Origin of the sequence: Micromonospora yangpuensis, assembly GCF_900091615.1 — a bacterium.
Taxonomy (GTDB): domain Bacteria; phylum Actinomycetota; class Actinomycetes; order Mycobacteriales; family Micromonosporaceae; genus Micromonospora; species Micromonospora yangpuensis.
Window position 1 is genome coordinate 3,305,328 of record NZ_FMIA01000002.1, and the last position, 18,246, is coordinate 3,323,573.

5 protein-coding genes are annotated in these 18,246 nt (G+C 74.3%); all 5 read left to right on the top strand.

What is annotated here, in order from left to right; translation table 11 throughout:
* Positions 1–79: 79 nt before the first annotated feature.
* The 5 genes from GA0070617_RS14940 (at position 80) to GA0070617_RS14960 (ending at position 18,243) form a co-directional block, all read left to right on the top strand.
* Entirely contained in the window at positions 80–5,164 is a 5,085-nt protein-coding gene (locus GA0070617_RS14940; RefSeq protein ID WP_091437922.1) for a condensation domain-containing protein, read from the top strand.
* 174 nt (positions 5,165–5,338) lie between these two features.
* Positions 5,339–15,871 carry a non-ribosomal peptide synthetase gene (locus tag GA0070617_RS14945; RefSeq protein WP_091437927.1) on the top strand — a complete coding sequence of 3,511 codons (10,533 nt, stop codon included), beginning with the start codon at positions 5,339–5,341 and terminating at the stop codon, positions 15,869–15,871.
* 1 nt (position 15,872) lies between these two features.
* Entirely contained in the window at positions 15,873–16,079 is a 207-nt protein-coding gene (locus tag GA0070617_RS14950) for an MbtH family protein (RefSeq protein WP_091437932.1), read from the top strand.
* Between the two features lie 389 nt (positions 16,080–16,468).
* Positions 16,469–16,891, top strand: a complete 423-nt coding sequence (locus GA0070617_RS14955) for a cobalamin B12-binding domain-containing protein (protein ID WP_217628817.1) — start codon at positions 16,469–16,471, stop codon at positions 16,889–16,891.
* Positions 16,892–16,953: 62 nt separating this feature from the next.
* Positions 16,954–18,243, top strand: a complete 1,290-nt coding sequence (locus GA0070617_RS14960; protein ID WP_091446438.1) for a methylaspartate mutase — start codon at positions 16,954–16,956, stop codon at positions 18,241–18,243.
* The last annotated feature ends 3 nt before the right edge of the window (positions 18,244–18,246 follow it).

The following is an 18,246-nucleotide window of genomic DNA, read 5'->3' on the forward strand; positions in this document are numbered from 1 at the left end:
CCTGCCCCCGCCGGACAGGCCACCCACCCACCGCTATTCCCGCCACCGTGGTTCCACGTCGCCGACGGACGGTCAGGTCGTGGTCGAGCAGGAGGAGTTACCCGTGATCCCGTTGTCGTTCGCGCAGCGTCGGTTGTGGTTTCTGAGTCGTCTCGAGGGTGCGTCGGGGACGTACAACGTGCCGGTGGTGGTGGGGTTGTCGGGGGTGCCGGATCGGGTGGCGTTGGCGGCTGCGGTGGTTGATGTGGTGGGTCGGCACGAGGTGTTGCGGACGGTGTTCCCGTCGGTGGACGGTGAGCCGGTGCAGCGGGTGCTGCCGGGCTCGCCGGTGCAGCTGTCGGTGGTGGAGTGTCCGGCGGAGTCGGTCGACGGGCTGGTGGCGGAGTTCGCTGGTCAGGTGTTCGACATCGCGGTGGACGTGCCGCTGCGGGTGCGGTTGTTCGTGGTCGACGGAGCCCGTTCGGTGTTGGTGCTGCTGCTGCACCACGTCGCCACCGACGGGGCCTCCACCGACCCCCTGCTGCGTGACCTGGGCACCGCCTACGCCGCCCGGCTCGCCGGGTCGACACCGGAGTGGGAGCCGTTGCCGGTGCAGTACGCGGACTTCACCCTGTGGCAGCGGGAGGTGTTGGGGGAGGAGTCGGATCCGGAGAGCCTGGTGTCGCGGCAGTTGGCGTGGTGGGCGGAGACCCTCGACGCCTCACCGGCGGTGCTGGACCTGCCGCTGGACCGCCCCCGACCCGCCGAACCGACCCGGCGCGGCGCCACCGTCACCGGCTGGCTCGACGCCGACACCCACCGCCGGCTGACCGAGCTGGCCCGGACCCACCGCGCCAGCATGTTCATGCTCCTGCAGGCCGGCCTGGCCGCCACCCTCAGTCACCTCGGCACCGGCCCGGACGTGCCGATCGGCGCGCCGGTGGCGGGCAGGTCGGACGAGGCGTTGCACGACCTGGTGGGGTTCTTCGTGAACACGGTGGTGTTGCGTACGGACACCTCCGGTGGTCCGGGTTTCGCCGAGCTGGTGGATCGGGTGCGGGAGGCGGATCTGGCGGCGTACGCGCATGAGGAGGTGCCGTTCGACCTGGTGGTGGAGCGGTTGAACCCGGTGCGCTCGTTGGCCCACCATCCGTTCTTCCAGGTGATGCTCACCGTCGACAGCGTCGACTCGATTGGACCTGTCGACAGCGTCGACTCAGCGGGCTCGGTCGGGGTACGGCTGGGGGAGCTGACGGGGACCCTGCGGCCGGCCACCCTGGACACCGCCAAGTTCGACCTCACCGTCTTCTGTACCGAGGTCCGCGACGACCGGGGCGCGCCGGCCGGCGTCGACATCTGGGTGCAGTACGCCACCGACCTGTTCGACGCCGCCACCGCCGGGCTGCTGTTGGAGGCGTACCGGCGGCTGCTGCGGGCCGCCGCCGCAGACCCGGACACTCCGGTCGGGGCCCTGGACGTGCTCACCGACGCCGACCGGCAGCACCTGGCCGACCGCCGGGCTGCCGTCCGTACCCGGGCCGAACGCGGGGCTGCCGCCCGTACCCTGGCTGTGGCGACCGGCGACGAACCGGGCGGGGCCGACGGGCCGCTGACCCCGCGCGAGGAGATCCTCTGTGGTCTCTTCGCCGCCGCCCTCGGCACCGACCGGATCGGCCGGCACGACAACTTCTTCCGGGCCGGCGGGCACTCGTTGCTCGCCACCCGGCTGATCAACCGGGTGCGGTCGGTGCTCGGCGTGGAGATCGGCCTGCGGGATCTCTTCCTCGATCCCACCGTTGCCGGTCTGGACCGGCGGGTCGGTGAGCTGACCGGGGCCGGCCGCCGCCCGGCGCTGTGCCCCAGCCCCCGACCCGATCTGGTGCCGCTGTCGTTCGCCCAGCGCCGGCTCTGGTTCCTCGACGAGATGGGCGGAGCCAGCCGGATCTACAACATCCCGGTGGTGCTGCGGCTGCGCCGGAGCCTGGACCCCGCGGTGCTGACCGCAGCCGTGGGTGACCTGCTCGACCGGCACGAGGTGCTGCGGACCGTCTACGCCGCCGTCGACGGGGAGCCGTTCCAGGTGGTGCTGGAGCGGGGCGAGCCGGCGGTGACCGTCCTGGACGTCCCGACCGCCGAACTGCCCCGGGTGATCGACGAGACCACCGGCCACGTCTTCGACCTCGGCGGGCAGCTTCCGCTGCGGGTGTGGTTGATCCGGGCCGACGACGGCAGCCACCACCTGGTGGTGCTGGTGCACCACATCGCCGCTGACGGCTGGTCGATGGGTGCGCTGCTGCGCGACCTGGCCCGGGCCTACACCGCCCGCGCCGCCGGGACCGCCCCCGACTGGACACCGCTGCCGGTGCAGTACGCCGACTACACCCTTTGGCAGCGGGACACCTTCGGCGCCGCCGACGACCCGCAGAGCCTGCTCGGCCGGCAGCTCGCCTTCTGGCGCGGCGCCCTCGACGGCATGCCGCCGCTGCTGCCGCTGCCGACCGACCGGCCCCGCCCGGCCGTGGCCAGCCAGCGCGGTGACGTGGTGCCGTTCCTGCTCGACGCGCGCGACCACACCGCGCTGCTGCGGCTGGCCCGTGACCACGGTGCCACCCTGTTCATGGTGGTGCAGGCGGCGCTGGCCACCCTGCTGTCGCGGCACGGTGCCGGCACCGACGTGCCGATCGGGACACCGGTGGCGGGTCGGGGTGACGACGCGCTGGACGACCTGGTCGGGTTCTTCGTCAACACGCTGGTGCTGCGGACGGATCTGTCCGGCGATCCGAGTTTCGTCGAGCTGCTGGCCCGGGTGCGGGAGGCGGACCTGGCCGCCTACGACCATCAGGACGTGCCGTTCGAGCGGCTGGTGGAGGAGCTGAACCCGGCCCGCTCCACCGCCCACCACCCGCTGGTGCAGGTCACCCTGGTGCTGCAGAACACCGGCGGAACGCAACCGGCCGGAGCGACCCAGCCGGTCGGCGGGGTGTTCGAGGGCACCGAGGTGCCCTTCGACACCGGCACCGCCAAGTTCGACCTCACCCTCGCCGTCCGGGAGGAACACGACGGCAGCACCCCGCGCGGCATCCGGGGGGTGCTGGAGTACGCCACCGACCTGTTCGACGCCGACACGGCCACCCGGCTCGCCGGCCGGCTCGCCCGGCTGCTGCGGGCCGTCGCCGCCGACCCGGACCGCCCGATCGGTGACGTCGACCTGCTCGACGCCGACGAGCACCGCCGGTTCCGGCCCACTGCCGGCCACCGCCACCACGCCACACCCACCGCCGGGCTGGCCGACCTGGTCGAGGCACACGCCAGGGCCACACCGGACGCGGTGGCGTTGGTGGTCGGCGCGCACCGGATGTCGTACCGGGAACTGGACGCCGACGCCGACCGGCTCGCCCGGCACCTGGTCGCCACCGGGGTCCGCCGGGGCGACGTGGTCGGCGTGCGCTGCGACCGCGCCGCCTTCGTGATGGCGGCCCTGGCCGTACTCAAGGCCGGTGCGGCGTACCTGCCGTTGGACACCGACCAGCCCGACGCGATCCTGGCCGCCCAGGTGGCCACCGTCGGACTCGCGGCGCTGGTCACCGAGACAGGGCAGGCCGGATGGCTGGCCGGCCTGCCCGCCCACCGCATGATCCGGCTCGACCGGCTCGGTCCCGGGGCACCCGCGGTGCCCCGGGTGCCGGCCCTGCCGGGCCTCAGCCTGTCGCTGCCCGGCATCGAGCTGAAGCTGCCCGGCATCAGCCTCACCCCGCCGACCCCGCCGGCCCGCCGCACCGCCACCACCGCCACGGCCGCCGGTCCGCCGCCGGTGCGTCGGGACCCGGGCGACGCGGCGATCCTGCTGGTCTCCGGGACCGGGACGCCCCAGGTGGTGGCCTACCCGCACCGGGCGGTCGTCGACGCCGTCACCCACGGACCGTTGACAAGCGCCGCCGGGCAGGTCTGGCTGGCGTGGACGGCGCCGACCGACGGGCAGTTCACCCACGGGCTCTGGGCCGCGCTGACCAGCGGAGCCACCTGCGTACTCGCGCCGGAGCCCCGGCCGGACGCCACGCGGCTGGCCGAACTGGTCGCCGCGCACGGCGTCACCACCCTGCTGCTGCCCACCGGCCTGTTCGAACTGGTCGCCGACGAACATCCGGCGGCCCTGGCCCGGCTGGGTCAACTCGCCACCGGCGGCGACGATCCGCCGTCGGTGGCTCACCTGGCCCGGGTCCGTCGGCAGCACCCCGGGCTGCGCCTGGTGTACAGCCACGCCCCGGCGCATCCCGGCCCGTTCCTGCTCGGCCGGGAGGTCGGGCAGCTGTCACCGGGCCGGCCGGTGCCGGTGGCCGGGGACGACCACCGTTGCCACGTCCTGGACGACCGGCTGCGGCCGGTGCCGGTCGGCGTCCGGGGCGAGCTGTACCTGTGCGGTCTCGCCCTGGCCGACGGCCACCCGGGCGGGCCCGGTGCCACCGCCGCCACCTTCGTCGCCGACCCGACCGACCCCGCCGGTGGGCGGATGCTGCGCACCGGGGAGCTGGCCAGCTGGGCCGCCGACGGCACGCTGCGCCGGCACGGCCGGGTCGCCGGGGTCGCCCTGCGCGGCAACCGGATCGATCCGGACGAGGTGGTCACCGTCCTGACCGGCCACCCCGGGGTACGCCGGGCCGCCGTCGTGGTCCGCCCGGACGCCGCCGGCGACGAGCAGCTGGTGGCGTACGTGGTCCCGACCGGCCCTGGTGCCCTCGGCGGGGGGCAGCTGCGCCGGCACGCCGCCGAACGCCTGCCGGAGTACCTCGTCCCGGCGGAGTTCGTGCCGCTGACGACGTTGCCGCTGACCACCGACGGCCGGCTGGACCACGCCGCCCTGCCTGACCCGGGTGCGGCGGACGCCGCCGGTGCGGCGGAGTCCGACCCCCGGGTGTCGGTGCTGCGGGACCTCTTCGCTGAGGTGCTCGACGGCCGACCGGTCGGGCCGCACGACAACTTCTTCCGCGTCGGCGGGCACTCCCTGCTCGCCGTCCGGCTGGTCAACCGGATCCGCTCCACCCTCGGCGTGGAGGTCACCATCCGGGACATCTTCCAGGCGCCCACCGCGGCGGGCCTGGCCGAACGGCTCGCCGCGGACACCGGTGCCCCCGGTGCCGCGCGGGCCCGGCCGACGCTGCGTCGCCGGGCCGGGGCCGCACCCCGGTAGAACCCGCCGCCCGGGGCGGACCATCCTGCCTCGCGGACTGCCGCTGACCCGGTGGCGCGCTGACTAACCTCAGGTCGACGCGCCACCGGGTCCTTTCGTCGTACCGGCGAGGCGCACCGCCGCAACCGCAGGCACCTCCCCGCCGCGCCCCCGACTCCCGCAGGAGGAAGTTCGATGCCATCGATCGACCACGCCGGGCCCGCGACCGACCCGGACGCCCGGCGGCGGCCGGTGATCCTCGACGGGGAGCCGCTGGCCGGACCGGTCGTCGCGGTGGGTGAGGCGATCGCCGCCCGGGTCGCCGCCGGACCCGACCGGCCGGCGCTGACCGCCGGCACGCGGACCCTGAGCTACGCCGAGCTGGACGCCGCCGTGCGCCGGCGCGCCGGACAGCTACGCGCCGAGGGTGCCGGCGCCGGCCGGCTGGTCACGGTGTGCCGGCCCCGGGGCGTGGAGGCGATCGTGGCGATCCTGGCGGTGCTGCGCACCGGCGCCGGGTACCTGCCGTTGGACCCGGACGCCCCGCCGGCCCGCAACGAGGCGATCCTCGCCGACGCCTGCGCCGGCCGCCCCCCGACGCTCGCCGAGGTACGGCGCCGCGGCGAGGTGGTGCTGCCCGGCACCCGGGTCCCCACCGACACCGGGTACGTCATCTACACCTCCGGCTCCACCGGCACCCCGAACGGGGTGCTCGTCGGGCGGGCGGCGTTGGCGCACTTCGTGGCCGGCGCGCTCCGCCGCTACGGGGTCACCGCCGACGACCGGGTGCTCCAGTTCGCGCCGCTGCACTTCGACGCCAGCGTCGAGGAGGTCTTCGTGACCCTCTGCGCCGGCGGCACCCTGGTGCTGCACGACGCGGGGCTGCTCGACGTGCCGGAATTGCTGGCCGAGGTGACCACCGCCGGGGTGACCGTGCTGGACCTGCCCACCGCCTACTGGCACGAGCTGGCGTACGCCCTGTCCAGCGGGGTGGTCGAGCTGCCGGACAGGCTGCGTACCGTGATCATCGGGGGTGAGGCGGCGCTGCCCGAGCGGGTCACCCGCTGGCGGCGGGCCGTCGGCGACCGGGTCCGGCTGCTCAACACCTACGGGCCGACCGAGGCCACGGTGGTGGCCACGGTCGCCGACCTGTCCGGGTACGACGGCGGCGCGGTCCCCATCGGCGTGCCCCTGCCCGGTGTCCGGGCCGCCCTGGTCGACGGCGAGCTGTGGCTGCTCGGCGGTGGCCTCGCCGACGGGTACCTGGGTCGCGCCGAGCTGACCGCCCGCCGGTTCACCACCCTGGACGGCGCTCCCGCCTACCGCACCGGCGACCTGGTGCGGCTGCGTCCCGACGGCCAGCTCGACTACCTGGGCCGGCTCGACGACGAAGTCAAGATCAACGGCCACCGGATCGACCCGGCGGCGGTCGAGTCGGTGCTGCTCACCCACCCCGGGGTACGCCAGGGCGCGATCGTCGCCCAGGACCTCGGCGACGGGGTGCGGCGGCTGGTCGCCTACGTCACCGGCGAGGTCGACGGCGACGACGTCCGGGCCCACCTCGCCGCGCGGCTGCCCGCCCCGGCGGTGCCGCAGGTGGTCGCCGCGGTGCCGGCGTTGCCCCGTACCAGCACCGGCAAGATCGACCGCAACCTGCTGCGTGCCACCACCCCACCGCGTGCCACCACCCCACCGCGTGCCACCACCCCACCGCGTGCTGCCGCCCCGGCCGCTGCGGACCCCGGCTACCTCCCCGCCCCGGACGAGATGCTGGTCCCGTTGTCGTTCGCGCAGCGTCGGTTGTGGTTTCTGAGTCGCCTGGAGGGTGCGTCGGGGACGTACAACGTGCCGGTGGTGGTGGGGTTGTCGGGGGTGCCGGATCGGGTGGCGTTGGCGGCTGCGGTGGTTGATGTGGTGGGTCGGCACGAGGTGTTGCGGACGGTGTTCCCGTCGGTGGACGGTGAGCCGGTGCAGCGGGTGTTGCCGGGCTCACCGGTGCAGCTGTCCGTGGTGGAGTGCGCCGGGGCCGAGGTGGCGGCGTTGACCGACGGCTTCGTCGCCGGGATCTTCGACATCGCGGTGGACGTGCCGCTGCGAGTGCGGTTGTTCGTGGTCGACGGAACCCGTTCGGTGTTGGTGCTGCTGCTGCACCACGTCGCCACCGACGGCTGGTCGATGTCGCCACTGCTGCGCGACCTGGCCGGCGCGTACGCCGCCCGCCTCGCCGGGTCGACACCGGCCTGGGAGCCGTTGCCGGTGCAGTACGCGGACTTCACCCTGTGGCAGCGGGAGGTGTTGGGGGAGGAGTCGGATCCGGAGAGCCTGGTGTCGCGGCAGCTGGCCTGGTGGTCCGAGACCCTCGACGGGGTGCCGGCGGTGCTGGACCTGCCCCTGGACCGGCCCCGCCCCACCGAGCCCACCTTCCGGGGCGCGTCGGTGCACACCCGACTCGACGCCGACACCCACCGCCGGCTGCGCGACCTCGGCGACACCCACCAGGCCAGCCCGTTCATGGTCCTCCACGCCGGCCTGGCCGCCGCCCTCGGCCACCTCGGTGTCGGCCCGGACGTGCCGATCGGCACCCCCGTCGCGGGGCGGGCCGACGAGGCGTTGCACGACCTGGTGGGGTTCTTCGTGAACACGGTGGTGTTGCGTACGGACACCTCGGGTGATCCGGGTTTCGCCGAGCTGGTGGATCGGGTGCGGGAGGCGGATCTGGCGGCGTACGCGCATGAGGAGGTGCCGTTCGACCTGGTGGTGGAGCGGTTGAATCCGGTGCGCTCGTTGGCCCACCATCCGTTCTTCCAGGTGATGCTCACCGTCGACACCGCCGTCGACGACGAACTGCGCATCCTCGACCTCGACGGGCGGATCGTCCCCGCCGGCCTGGACCAGGCCAAGTTCGACCTCAGCTTCTCCTGCGTCGCCGAGGCCGACGGCGAGGTGCAGCTCTGGTTGCAGTACGCCACCGACCTGTTCGACGCCGCCACCGCCCGGCTGCTGTTGGAGGCGTACCGGCGGCTGCTGCGGGCCGCCGCCGTCGACCCGCACACCCCGGTCGGGGCCCTGGACGTGCTCACCGACACCGACCGGCAGCATCTGGCCGACCGCCGGGCTGTCGCCCGTACCCTGGCCGAACGTCGGGTTGCCGCCCTGGCACCGGAACCGGCGGTCGGGACGGGACGTGACGGCTCACCGCGTACCGAGATCCTGCGCGGCCTCTACGCCGAGGTGCTCGGCCTGCCCACGGTCGCCGCCACCGACGACTTCTTCGCCCTCGGCGGGCACTCCATGCTCGCCGTCCGACTGGTCAACCGGATGCGGTCGCTGCTCGGCGTGGAGGTGGGCATCCGGGACCTCTTCCTCGCCCCCACCCCCGCCGGGCTGGACCGCCGCCTCGGTGACCTGGCCGAGTCCACCGACCGGCCCGACCTGGCCGCCGCGTTCACGCCGGACCGGGAGCACCTGCCGCTGTCGTTCGCCCAACGCCGGCTCTGGTTCCTCGACGAGCTGACCGGGCCGAGCGCGGTGTACAACATCCCGGTCGCACTGCGGCTGGACCGCCGGCTCGACCCGGCGACCCTGACCCGGGCCCTGGTCGACCTGGTCGAGCGGCACGAGGTGCTGCGCACGGTCTACCCGGCCGTCGACGGCGAGCCGTACCAGCGGATCCTGGACACCGCCGCGCCCGTCCTGACCGTCGAGGAGGTCACCGCCGCCGAGCTGCCGGCCGCGGTCGACGCGGCGGCCGGGCACGTTTTCGACCTGGCCGCCGAGATCCCGCTGCGGGCCTGGCTGTTGCGGTTGGCCGAGGGCGGTCAGGTGCTGGTGGTGCTGGTGCACCACATCGCCGCCGACGGCTGGTCGATGGGTCCGCTGCTGCGGGACCTGGCCCAGGCCTACACCGCCCGGGCCGCCGGGGCTGCTCCGCGGTGGGCGCCGCTGGCGGTGCAGTACGCCGACTACACCCTGTGGCAGCGGGACCTGCTCGGCGACGCGGCCGACCCGGAGAGCCTGCTGGCCCGGCAACTCGCCTTCTGGCGCAGCACCCTCGCCGGGGCACCGCAGGTGCTGGAGCTGCCGACCGACCGGCCCCGCCCGGCCGTGGCCAGCCAACGCGGCGAGCTGGTGCCGTTCGCCCTCGACCCGGCCACCCACGCCGGGGTGCTGCGGCTGGCCCAGGCCCACGGCGCGACCGTCTTCATGGTGCTGCAGGCGGCGCTGGCCACCCTGCTGTCCCGGCACGGCGCCGGCACCGACGTGCCGATCGGGACGGTGGTGGCCGGTCGGGGTGACGACGCGCTGGACGACCTGGTCGGGTTCTTCGTCAACACGCTGGTGCTGCGGACCGATCTGTCCGGTGAACCGAGTTTCGTCGAGCTGCTGGGTCGGGTACGCGATGCCGACCTGGCCGCCTACGACCACCAGGACGTGCCGTTCGAGCGGCTGGTGGAGGAGCTGAACCCGGCCCGCTCCACCGCCCACCACCCGCTGGTCCAGGTGATGCTGGTGCTGCAGAACGCCACCGACGGCGGACCGGTCACCGACGGCGGACCCCACCGCGACGGCGGACCCGACTCCGCCGGCGGGGCCCACCCCGACGGCGAGACCGCCGCCGGTGGACCGTTGGCCGGCGAGGAGCTGGCGTTCCGGACCGGGGTGGCGAAGTTCGACCTGACCCTGGCGGTGCGTGAGTACCACGACCCGGCCGGCGCGCCGGTCGGCATCACCGGCGCGGTGGAGTACGCCACCGACCTGTTCGACGCGGCCACCGTGACCCGGCTGGCCGACGGCCTGGCCCGGCTGCTCGCCACGGTCACCGCCGCACCGCACACCCGGACAACGGACCTCGACCTGCTCACCGCCGCCGAGCGGACCCACCTGCTGGACACCCTCAACGACACCGGCCCCGCCGCGCCGGACCTGCGGATCACCGACCTCGTCGAACGGCACGCCGCCGAGAACGGCGGGCGTACCGCGCTGGTCTGCGGGGCGGACCGGATGAGCTACGCCGACCTCGACGCCGAGGCCAACCGGCTCGCCCGGCACCTGGTGGCGACCGGGGTACGCCGGGGCGACGTCGTCGGGATCCTGCTGGCGCGCGGCCTGACCATGGCGGTGGCCATCCTCGCCACCCTCAAGGCCGGTGCCGCGTACGCCCTGCTCGACCCGGAGTTCCCCGACGCCCGGCTGGCCGGCCTGGTCACCGACGCCGCGGTGCGCGCCCTGGTGAGCGAGACCGGGCTGGTCGGCCGGCTCGGTGCCGCCCGCCCCGCCCGTACCGTCCTGCTCGACACCGCCGCGGCCGTGCTGGACACCCTGCCCACCGACGGTTTGCGGCTGCCCGGCGACCCGGGAGACGCGGCCTGCGTGATGTTCACCTCCGGCTCCACCGGCCGACCCAAGGGTGCGCTCTGCTCCCACCGGGCCGTCGTCGGCACCCTCACCGGGCAGGACTTCGTCGACTTCGGACCGGACCAGGTGTGGCTGCAGTGCGCCCCGGTCAGCTGGGACGCCTTCGCGCTGGAGTTCTGGGGGCCGCTGCTGGCCGGGGGCACCTGCGTGCTGCAACCCGGCCAGCGCCCCGAGCCGGCCCGGATCGCCGACCTGGTCGCCGCCCACCGGGTCAGCACCCTCTGGCTCTCCGCCGGCCTGTTCAACCTGCTGCTCGACGAGTACCCGGACACCATCGGCGCGGTCGACCAGGTGATCACCGGCGGCGAGGCACCGTCGGTGGAACACCTGGCGCGGGCCCGACGCCGCTTCGACCGGCTGCGTCTGGTGCACGGGTACGGCCCGGTGGAAAGCATGATCTTCACCAACTGTCACCCGGTCGACACCCCGCCGACCGGCGCGCCGGTGCCGGTCGGCCCGCCGCTCACCAACCGCCGCTGCTACCTGCTCGACCAGCGGCTGCGGCCGGTGCCGGTGGGCGTCACCGGTGAGCTGTACGTCGCCGGCACCGGCCTGGCCGACGGCTACCTGAACCGGGCCGGCACCACCGCCGGGGCGTTCGTGGCCGACCCGTACGGTGCTCCCGGCACCCGGATGTACCGCACCGGCGACCTGGCCCGGTGGACCCGGGACGGGGTGGTGGAGCTGCTCGGCCGGGCCGACGACCAGGTGAAGATCCGGGGCTTCCGGATCGAGCCGGGGGAGGTCGCCGCCGTCCTCGCCCGACACCCCGACGTCGGCCAGGTCGCCGTGGTGGTCCGGGAGGACCGCCCCGGTGACCGACGCCTCGTCGCCTACCTGGCCCCGGCCGTACCCGAGCGGGACGTCACCACCGCCACCTCCGGTCCGACCGGTCGGACGATCGTGGTCGACCAGGTGCGCCAGGCCGCCGTCGAGGCACTGCCCGGCCACCTGGTGCCGACGGCGTTCGTGGTGCTGGACCGGTTACCGCTGACCGGCAACGGCAAGCTGGACCGGGCCGCCCTGCCCGCCCCCCGGCACCGTGCGGCCACCGCCGGCCGGGCTCCCCGCAACCCTGCCGAGCAGCTGATGTGCGACCTGTTCGGCGAGGTGCTCGGCGTCGACCGGGTGGGCGTCGACGACGACTTCTTCGCCCTCGGCGGGCACTCCCTGCTCGCCGCGAAGCTGGTCAACCGGGTGCGCGCCGTCTGGGGGGTGCAGCTCGGGGTACGCGATTTGTTCACCAGCCCCACCGCCGCCGGCCTGCACCGGCGGGTCGGTGAGCTGGCCGGCGTGGCCACCCGGCCGGCGCTGCTGCCGACCACGACGACGGGGCCGGTACCGCTGTCGTTCGCCCAGCACCGGCTCTGGTTCCTCGACGAGCTGACCGGGCCGAGCGCGGTGTACAACATCCCGGTCGCACTGCGCCTGGCGCACGACCTCGACCCGGTGGTGCTGGGCCGGGCCCTGACCGACCTGACCGACCGCCACCAGGTGCTGCGGACCCGCTACCGGGCCGTGGACGGCGAACCCTTCCAGGAGATCCTGCCCACCGCCGAGGTCCAGCCGACGGTACGCGACCTCACCGCCGCCGAGTTGCCGGCTGCGGTCGACGCGGCGGCCGGGCACGTCTTCGACCTGGCCGCCGAGATCCCGCTGCGGGCCTGGCTGCTGCGGGCCGACGACGGCACCCGGACCCTGGTGGTGCTGGTGCACCACATCGCCGCCGACGGCTGGTCGATGGGTCCGCTGCTGCGGGACCTGGCCCAGGCCTACACCGCCCGCGCCGCCGGGGCCACCCCCGACTGGGCGCCGCTGCCGGTGCAGTACGCCGACTACACCCTGTGGCAGCGGGACCTGCTCGGCGACGCCGCCGACCCGGAGAGCCTGCTGGCCCGACAGCTCGACTTCTGGCGTACCACCCTCGCCGGGGCACCGCAGGTGCTGGAGCTGCCCGCCGACCGGCCCCGCCCGGCGCGGGCCAGCCACCGGGGCGACGCGGTGGCCTTCACCCTGGACCCGGCGACCCACGACGGCGTGCTGCGGCTGGCCCGAGGCAACGGCGTCACCCTGTTCATGGTGCTGCAGGCGGCGCTGGCCACCCTGCTGTCCCGGCACGGCGCCGGCACCGACGTGCCGATCGGGACGGTGGTGGCCGGTCGGGGTGACGACGCCCTGGACGACCTGGTCGGGTTCTTCGTCAACACCCTGGTGCTGCGCACCGACCTCTCCGGCGACCCGAGCTTCGTCGAGCTGCTGACCCGGGTCCGGGAGGCCGACCTGGCCGCCTACGACCACCAGGAGCTGCCCTTCGAACGGCTGGTCTCCGAGCTCAACCCGGTCCGCTCCACCGCCCACCACCCGCTGTTCCAGGTGATGCTGCTGGTGCAGAACAACGCCGAACCCGACGCCACCGGCTCGCCACTGGCCGGCACCGACGTCCCCCTCGACACCGGCACGGTGAAGTTCGACCTCACCCTCAGCGTCCGGGAGCACCCCCACGCCGACGGCGCACCGGCCGGCCTCGGCGGCGTGCTGGAGTACGCCACCGACCTGTTCGACCCGGCCACCGCCCGGCTGCTCGTCGACCGGCTCACCCGGCTGCTGCGGACCGTGGTCGCCGACCCGGACCAGCGGGTCGGGCGGATCGACCTGCTCGACGCCGCCGAACGCCACTGGCTGCTGCACGGGCAGAACGACACCACCGTCCCGGCGACCCACGGCGGGCTGCCCGAGGCGTTCCAGGACCAGGTCCGGCGGACCCCGCAGCGCACCGCGGTCACCTTCGCCGGCCGGCGACTCAGCTACGCCGAGGTCAACCGCCGGGCCAACCGGCTCGCCCGGCACCTGGTGGCGACCGGGGTGCGCCCACAGTCGACAGTCGGGGTGCTGATGCCCCGGGGCGCGGACCTGATCGTGGCCACCCTCGCCGTGCTCAAGTGCGGTGCGGCCTACGTCCCGGTCGGCACCACCCTGCCCACCGCCCGGGTCCGGATGATCCTGGCCGACGCCGGGGCCACCGTCCTGCTCACCGACACCGACACCAGGGACGTGGTACGCGCCGAAGCCGCCGAGGGCACCCGGATCGTGCCCTTCCAGGTGCCCGCCGACGGCCGCGACGACGACCTGGACCTGCCCGTGGCGGACGACGCGTTGGCGTACGTCATGTTCACCTCCGGCTCCACCGGCCGGCCCAAGGGCGTCGGCGTCACCCACCGCAACGTGCGGGAACTCGCCGCCGACCGGTGCTGGAACGTCGCACACCACCGCCGGATGCTGGTGCACTCCGCGTACGGCTTCGACTCCTCCACCTACGAGCTGTGGGTGCCGCTGCTGCACGGCGGCGAGCTGGTGGTCGCCGAGGGCGAGGGCGCCGACCTGGCGGAACTGGCCCGCACCATCGAACGGTACGACGTCACCGCCGCCTACTTCACCATGGGCCTGTTCCACGTCCTAGCCGACGAGCAGCTGGCCACCCTGGCCCGGCTGAAGGAGGTCTGGACCGGCGGCGACGTGGCCAGCCCGGCGGCGGTACGGCGGGTGCTGCGGCACTGCCCGGACACCGTGCTGGTGCACAGCTACGGCCCCACCGAGACCACCTTCGCCTCGCACCACCAGCGGTTCGAGACCACCGGGCGGGAGCTGACCGGGGTGTACCTGGGCCGCCCGCTGGACAACACCCGGGGCTACGTCCTCGACGACCGGCTCGAACCGGTCGGCCTCGGCGGCACCGGCGAGCTGTACCTGGCCGGGGCGCAGGTCGCCCGGGGCTACCTCGGACAGCCCGGCCGTACCGCCGAACGGTTCGTCGCCGACCCCTTCGACCCGGCCGGCGGGCGGATGTACCGCACCGGCGACCTGGTCGCCTGGACCAGCACCGGGCAGCTGCGCTTCATCGGCCGGGTCGACGGGCAGGTCAAGATCCGGGGCTTCCGGATCGAACCGGCGGAGATCGAGACGGTCCTCGGCGCCCACCCCGGCGTCGGTCAGGTCGCCGTCGTGGTCCGCGAGGACCAACCCGGCGACAAGCGCCTGGTCGCGTACCTGGTCGCCGCCGACGGGACGCGCCTGGACGAGGCGGCGCTGCGGGCCACCGCCGAGGCGAACCTGCCCGGATACATGGTGCCGGCGGCGCTGGTCGTCCTGGACCGGCTGCCGGTGACCGTCAACGGCAAGCTCGACCGCCGGGCGTTGCCCGCGCCGGCCCGGACGGCCACCGGTGGACGGGGTCCCCGCAACCCGGTCGAACAGCTGATGTGCGAGCTCTTCGCCGAACTGCTCGGCGTCGAGCGGGTCGGCATCGACGACAACTTCTTCGACCTCGGCGGTCACTCCCTGCTGGCCACCCGGCTGGTCAGCCGGATCCGCGGCACCCTCGGTCTCGACCTCGGAGTACGCGACCTGTTCCAGCACCCCACCGTCGCCGGCCTGGCCGGCGGGCAGGAGCCGACCGTCGCCGGTGGGCGGGGCGCCGGCACGGCCCTGGGGGTGCTGCTGCCGCTGCGCGCCGGGGGCACCCGCCGTCCGCTGTTCTGCGTCCATCCCGGGGCCGGGATGAGCTGGTCGTACGCCGGACTCACCCAGCACCTCGGCGCGGACCAGCCGGTCTACGGCCTGCAGACCCGCGCGCTGAGCACACCTGGCTACCGGGCGGCGAGCGTGCCGGAGCTGGCCGAGGAGTACCTCGCCGAGATCCGCCGGGTCCAGCCGCACGGGCCGTACCGGCTGCTCGGCTGGTCCTTCGGCGGGGTGGTCGCGCACGCCATGGCGGTCGCCCTGCAACGCGCCGGCGAGCGGGTCGAGCTGCTGGCCATGATGGACGCCTACCCGGTAGCCGAGGTCGACGCCGCCGCGCGCAGCGACCGGGACGTCATGCGGATGCTGCTCGACGACGGCAGCGGCGACCCCGACGGCGGTGACCTGCCCGACGGACTGTTCGACCGGTACGACCCGCAGGTGGTGGTCGAGGTGCTGCGCCGCCGGGACCCGGTGCTGGCCGGCTTCACCGAGGCCGAGGTGCACGCGCTGGTGCTCGCCGCGGTCAACCACGCCGAGATCATGGCCGCGTACCGGCCGGAGGTCTTCACCGGCGACCTGCTCTTCTTCGCCGCCGGCCGCACCGACGCGACCGACGGACCGACTCCGAAGCTCTGGGCCGAGCACGTCGACGGCGTCCTGGACTGCCACGACCTCGACACCACCCACCTTCGGATGACCGAGATGGCACCACTCGCGGAAATCGGCGGCGTCCTCGCGGGGAAGCTGGCGGAGTTGGGTGGCGACGTGCACGACCCCATCGAGAAGGGAAACTGACATGACGAACCCGTTCGAGGACCCCAACGGCACGTTCCTGGTCCTGGTCAACCAGGAGGGACAGCACAGCCTCTGGCCCACCTTCGCGGCCGTCCCCGGTGGCTGGCACAGCGTCCTCGGCCCGGCCAGCCGGGCGGAGTGCCTGGCGTACATCGAGGCCAACTGGACCGACATCCGACCGGCCAGCCTGGTCGCCCAGTACGCGTAACCGCTGCTCCGCACGGCCCTCCACGCCCCGCGTGGGGGGCCGTCGCCGTCTGCTCGGCCCGCCCGTCGGCGGGCGTCGTGCTGCTCGGCCCGCCGCCGGGCGACACGTTCCTTGTTGTAGTGGTCTCGGGCGGGTGCGTGGGGGACAACATCCTGGTACGTGCGTAAATCTGTGACGGGGTTTTCCGGTGGCGCTACGGAGGCGTCACAACCGGCGGTGGTGCGACTGCCGACCTACCTGCCCCCGTAACTACCGGCCGCCGACCGATGCCGCTCCTATATTCGAGCTGTGCAAAACGAAGTCACCGGAGACGGAGAACCGTTTTGCGGAAATGGCGTCCCCATGCTGACCGGAGAGCCGCGATGGCGCATTCGCAAGGTGTTGGAAAAGTGCTGCTGACCGGTACCGTTTCGGATTCGCACACCTGGAACCTGGTATTTCTCGACCTGTTTCTACGGGAGCGGGGCCACGAGGTGGTCAACCTCGGTCCATGTGTGCCAGCCGACCTGCTCGCCACGCGGTGCCGGCTGGACCGTCCGGGCCTGGTGGTCATCAGCAGCGTCAACGGTCACGGCTACTCCGACGGGCTGCGCGCCGTCACCCGGCTGCGGGCCGAGCCCGGTTGTGCCGCCGTACCGGTGGTGATCGGCGGCAAACTCGGCCTGGACGGCCGCGACGACGCCGGTCGGGCCGACCGGCTGCGCCAGGCCGGCTGCGCCGCGGTCTTCGACGACGGTGACCTGACCGCCTTCGACCACTTCCTCACCGCACTGTCCACCGGAGAGTCCACGCTGGCCGGACGGTCGGCGTGACCGCCGCCCGCGGTGACCTGCCGGTCGGCGTGACCGCCGTCCGCGGTGACCTGCCGGTCGGGATGACCGCCGCCCCTACTGAGCTGCCGGTCGGCGTGACCGCCGGGGTCGTGCCGCCGGTGGGGTCGTTCGGGTGGTTCGTGGCCGAGGCGGCCGCCGCCGGTCGGCTGGTCGTCCAGCCCCGGATGGGCTTCAGCGACCTGCGGCGGATGCGCGCCGGGCTGGAGCAGACCCGGTTCGCCGCGGCCACCACCGTCGGCACCGTCACCATCGACAGCTACACCCGGGTCGGCGCCCACGACACCGCCCGCCGGGCGCTGGCCGACGGCACCGGACTCAACGGGTACCCGATCGTGGCGTACCCGCCGGAGACCACCCGTGCCCTGCTCGCCGGGGTGCACGACGGGTCGTTCCCGGTCCAGGTGCGGCACGGCTCGTCCCAGCCGGAGGCGATCATCCGGGCCTCGGCCGCCGCCGGCCTGGCCGCCACCGAGGGCGGCCCGGTCTCCTACTGCCTGCCGTACGGGCGTACCCCGCTGCGTGACTCGGTGCGCAACTGGGCCCGCGCCTGCGAGCTGCTCGTCGAACTGGCCGGCGACACCGCCCACCTGGAGAGCTTCGGTGGCTGCCTGCTCGGCCAGCTCTGCCCCCCCGGGTTGCTGGTCGCGGTCAGCCTCCTGGAGGGCGTCTTCTTCGCCCACCACGGCCTGCCCAGTGTGTCGCTGAGCTACGCCCAGCAGACCCACCCCGGTCAGGACGCCGAGGCGATCCGGGCGCTGCACCGGCTGGCCGCCGAGTTCCTGCCGCCCACGGTGGACCGGCACGTGGTGCTCTACACGTACATGGGCACCTTCCCGACCACCGCCCCCGGTGCCCGGCGGTTGTTGGCGGCCTCGGCCGAGCTGGCCGTGCGGGCCGGCGCGCAACGGCTGATCGTCAAGACCACCGCCGAGGCCCACCGGATCCCCACCGTCGCCGAGAACGTCCGGGCCCTGGAGGCCGCCGCCGCGACCGCCGGCGTCACCGAACCGGAACCGGCCGCTCCCGCCGGGGGTGACTCCGAGGTGTACCGGGAGGCGCGCACCCTCGTCGAGGCGGTGCTGGAGCTCTCCACCGACCCGGGCCGGGCCCTGCACACCGCGTTCCGGCGGGGGCTGCTCGACGTCCCGTACTGCCTGCATCCGGACAACGCCGGCCGGTCCCGCAGCGTCATCGACGACAGCGGCCGGCTGCGCTGGTCGGCGGCGGGCCGGATGCCGGTGACCGTACCGGCGGGACGGGACCGGCCGGCGATGACCTCGACGGGACTGCTGTCCGCCCTGCACACCGTCGCACGCACGTACGACCACTGAGAC

Coding starts and splice junctions, on each gene's coding strand:
- GA0070617_RS14945 (WP_091437927.1), top strand. CDS start 5,339: ATGCCATCGATCGACCACGCCGGGCCCGCGACCGACCCGGACGCCCGG.
- GA0070617_RS14950 (WP_091437932.1), top strand. CDS start 15,873: ATGACGAACCCGTTCGAGGACCCCAACGGCACGTTCCTGGTCCTGGTC.
- GA0070617_RS14960 (WP_091446438.1), top strand. CDS start 16,954: ATGACCGCCGCCCCTACTGAGCTGCCGGTCGGCGTGACCGCCGGGGTC.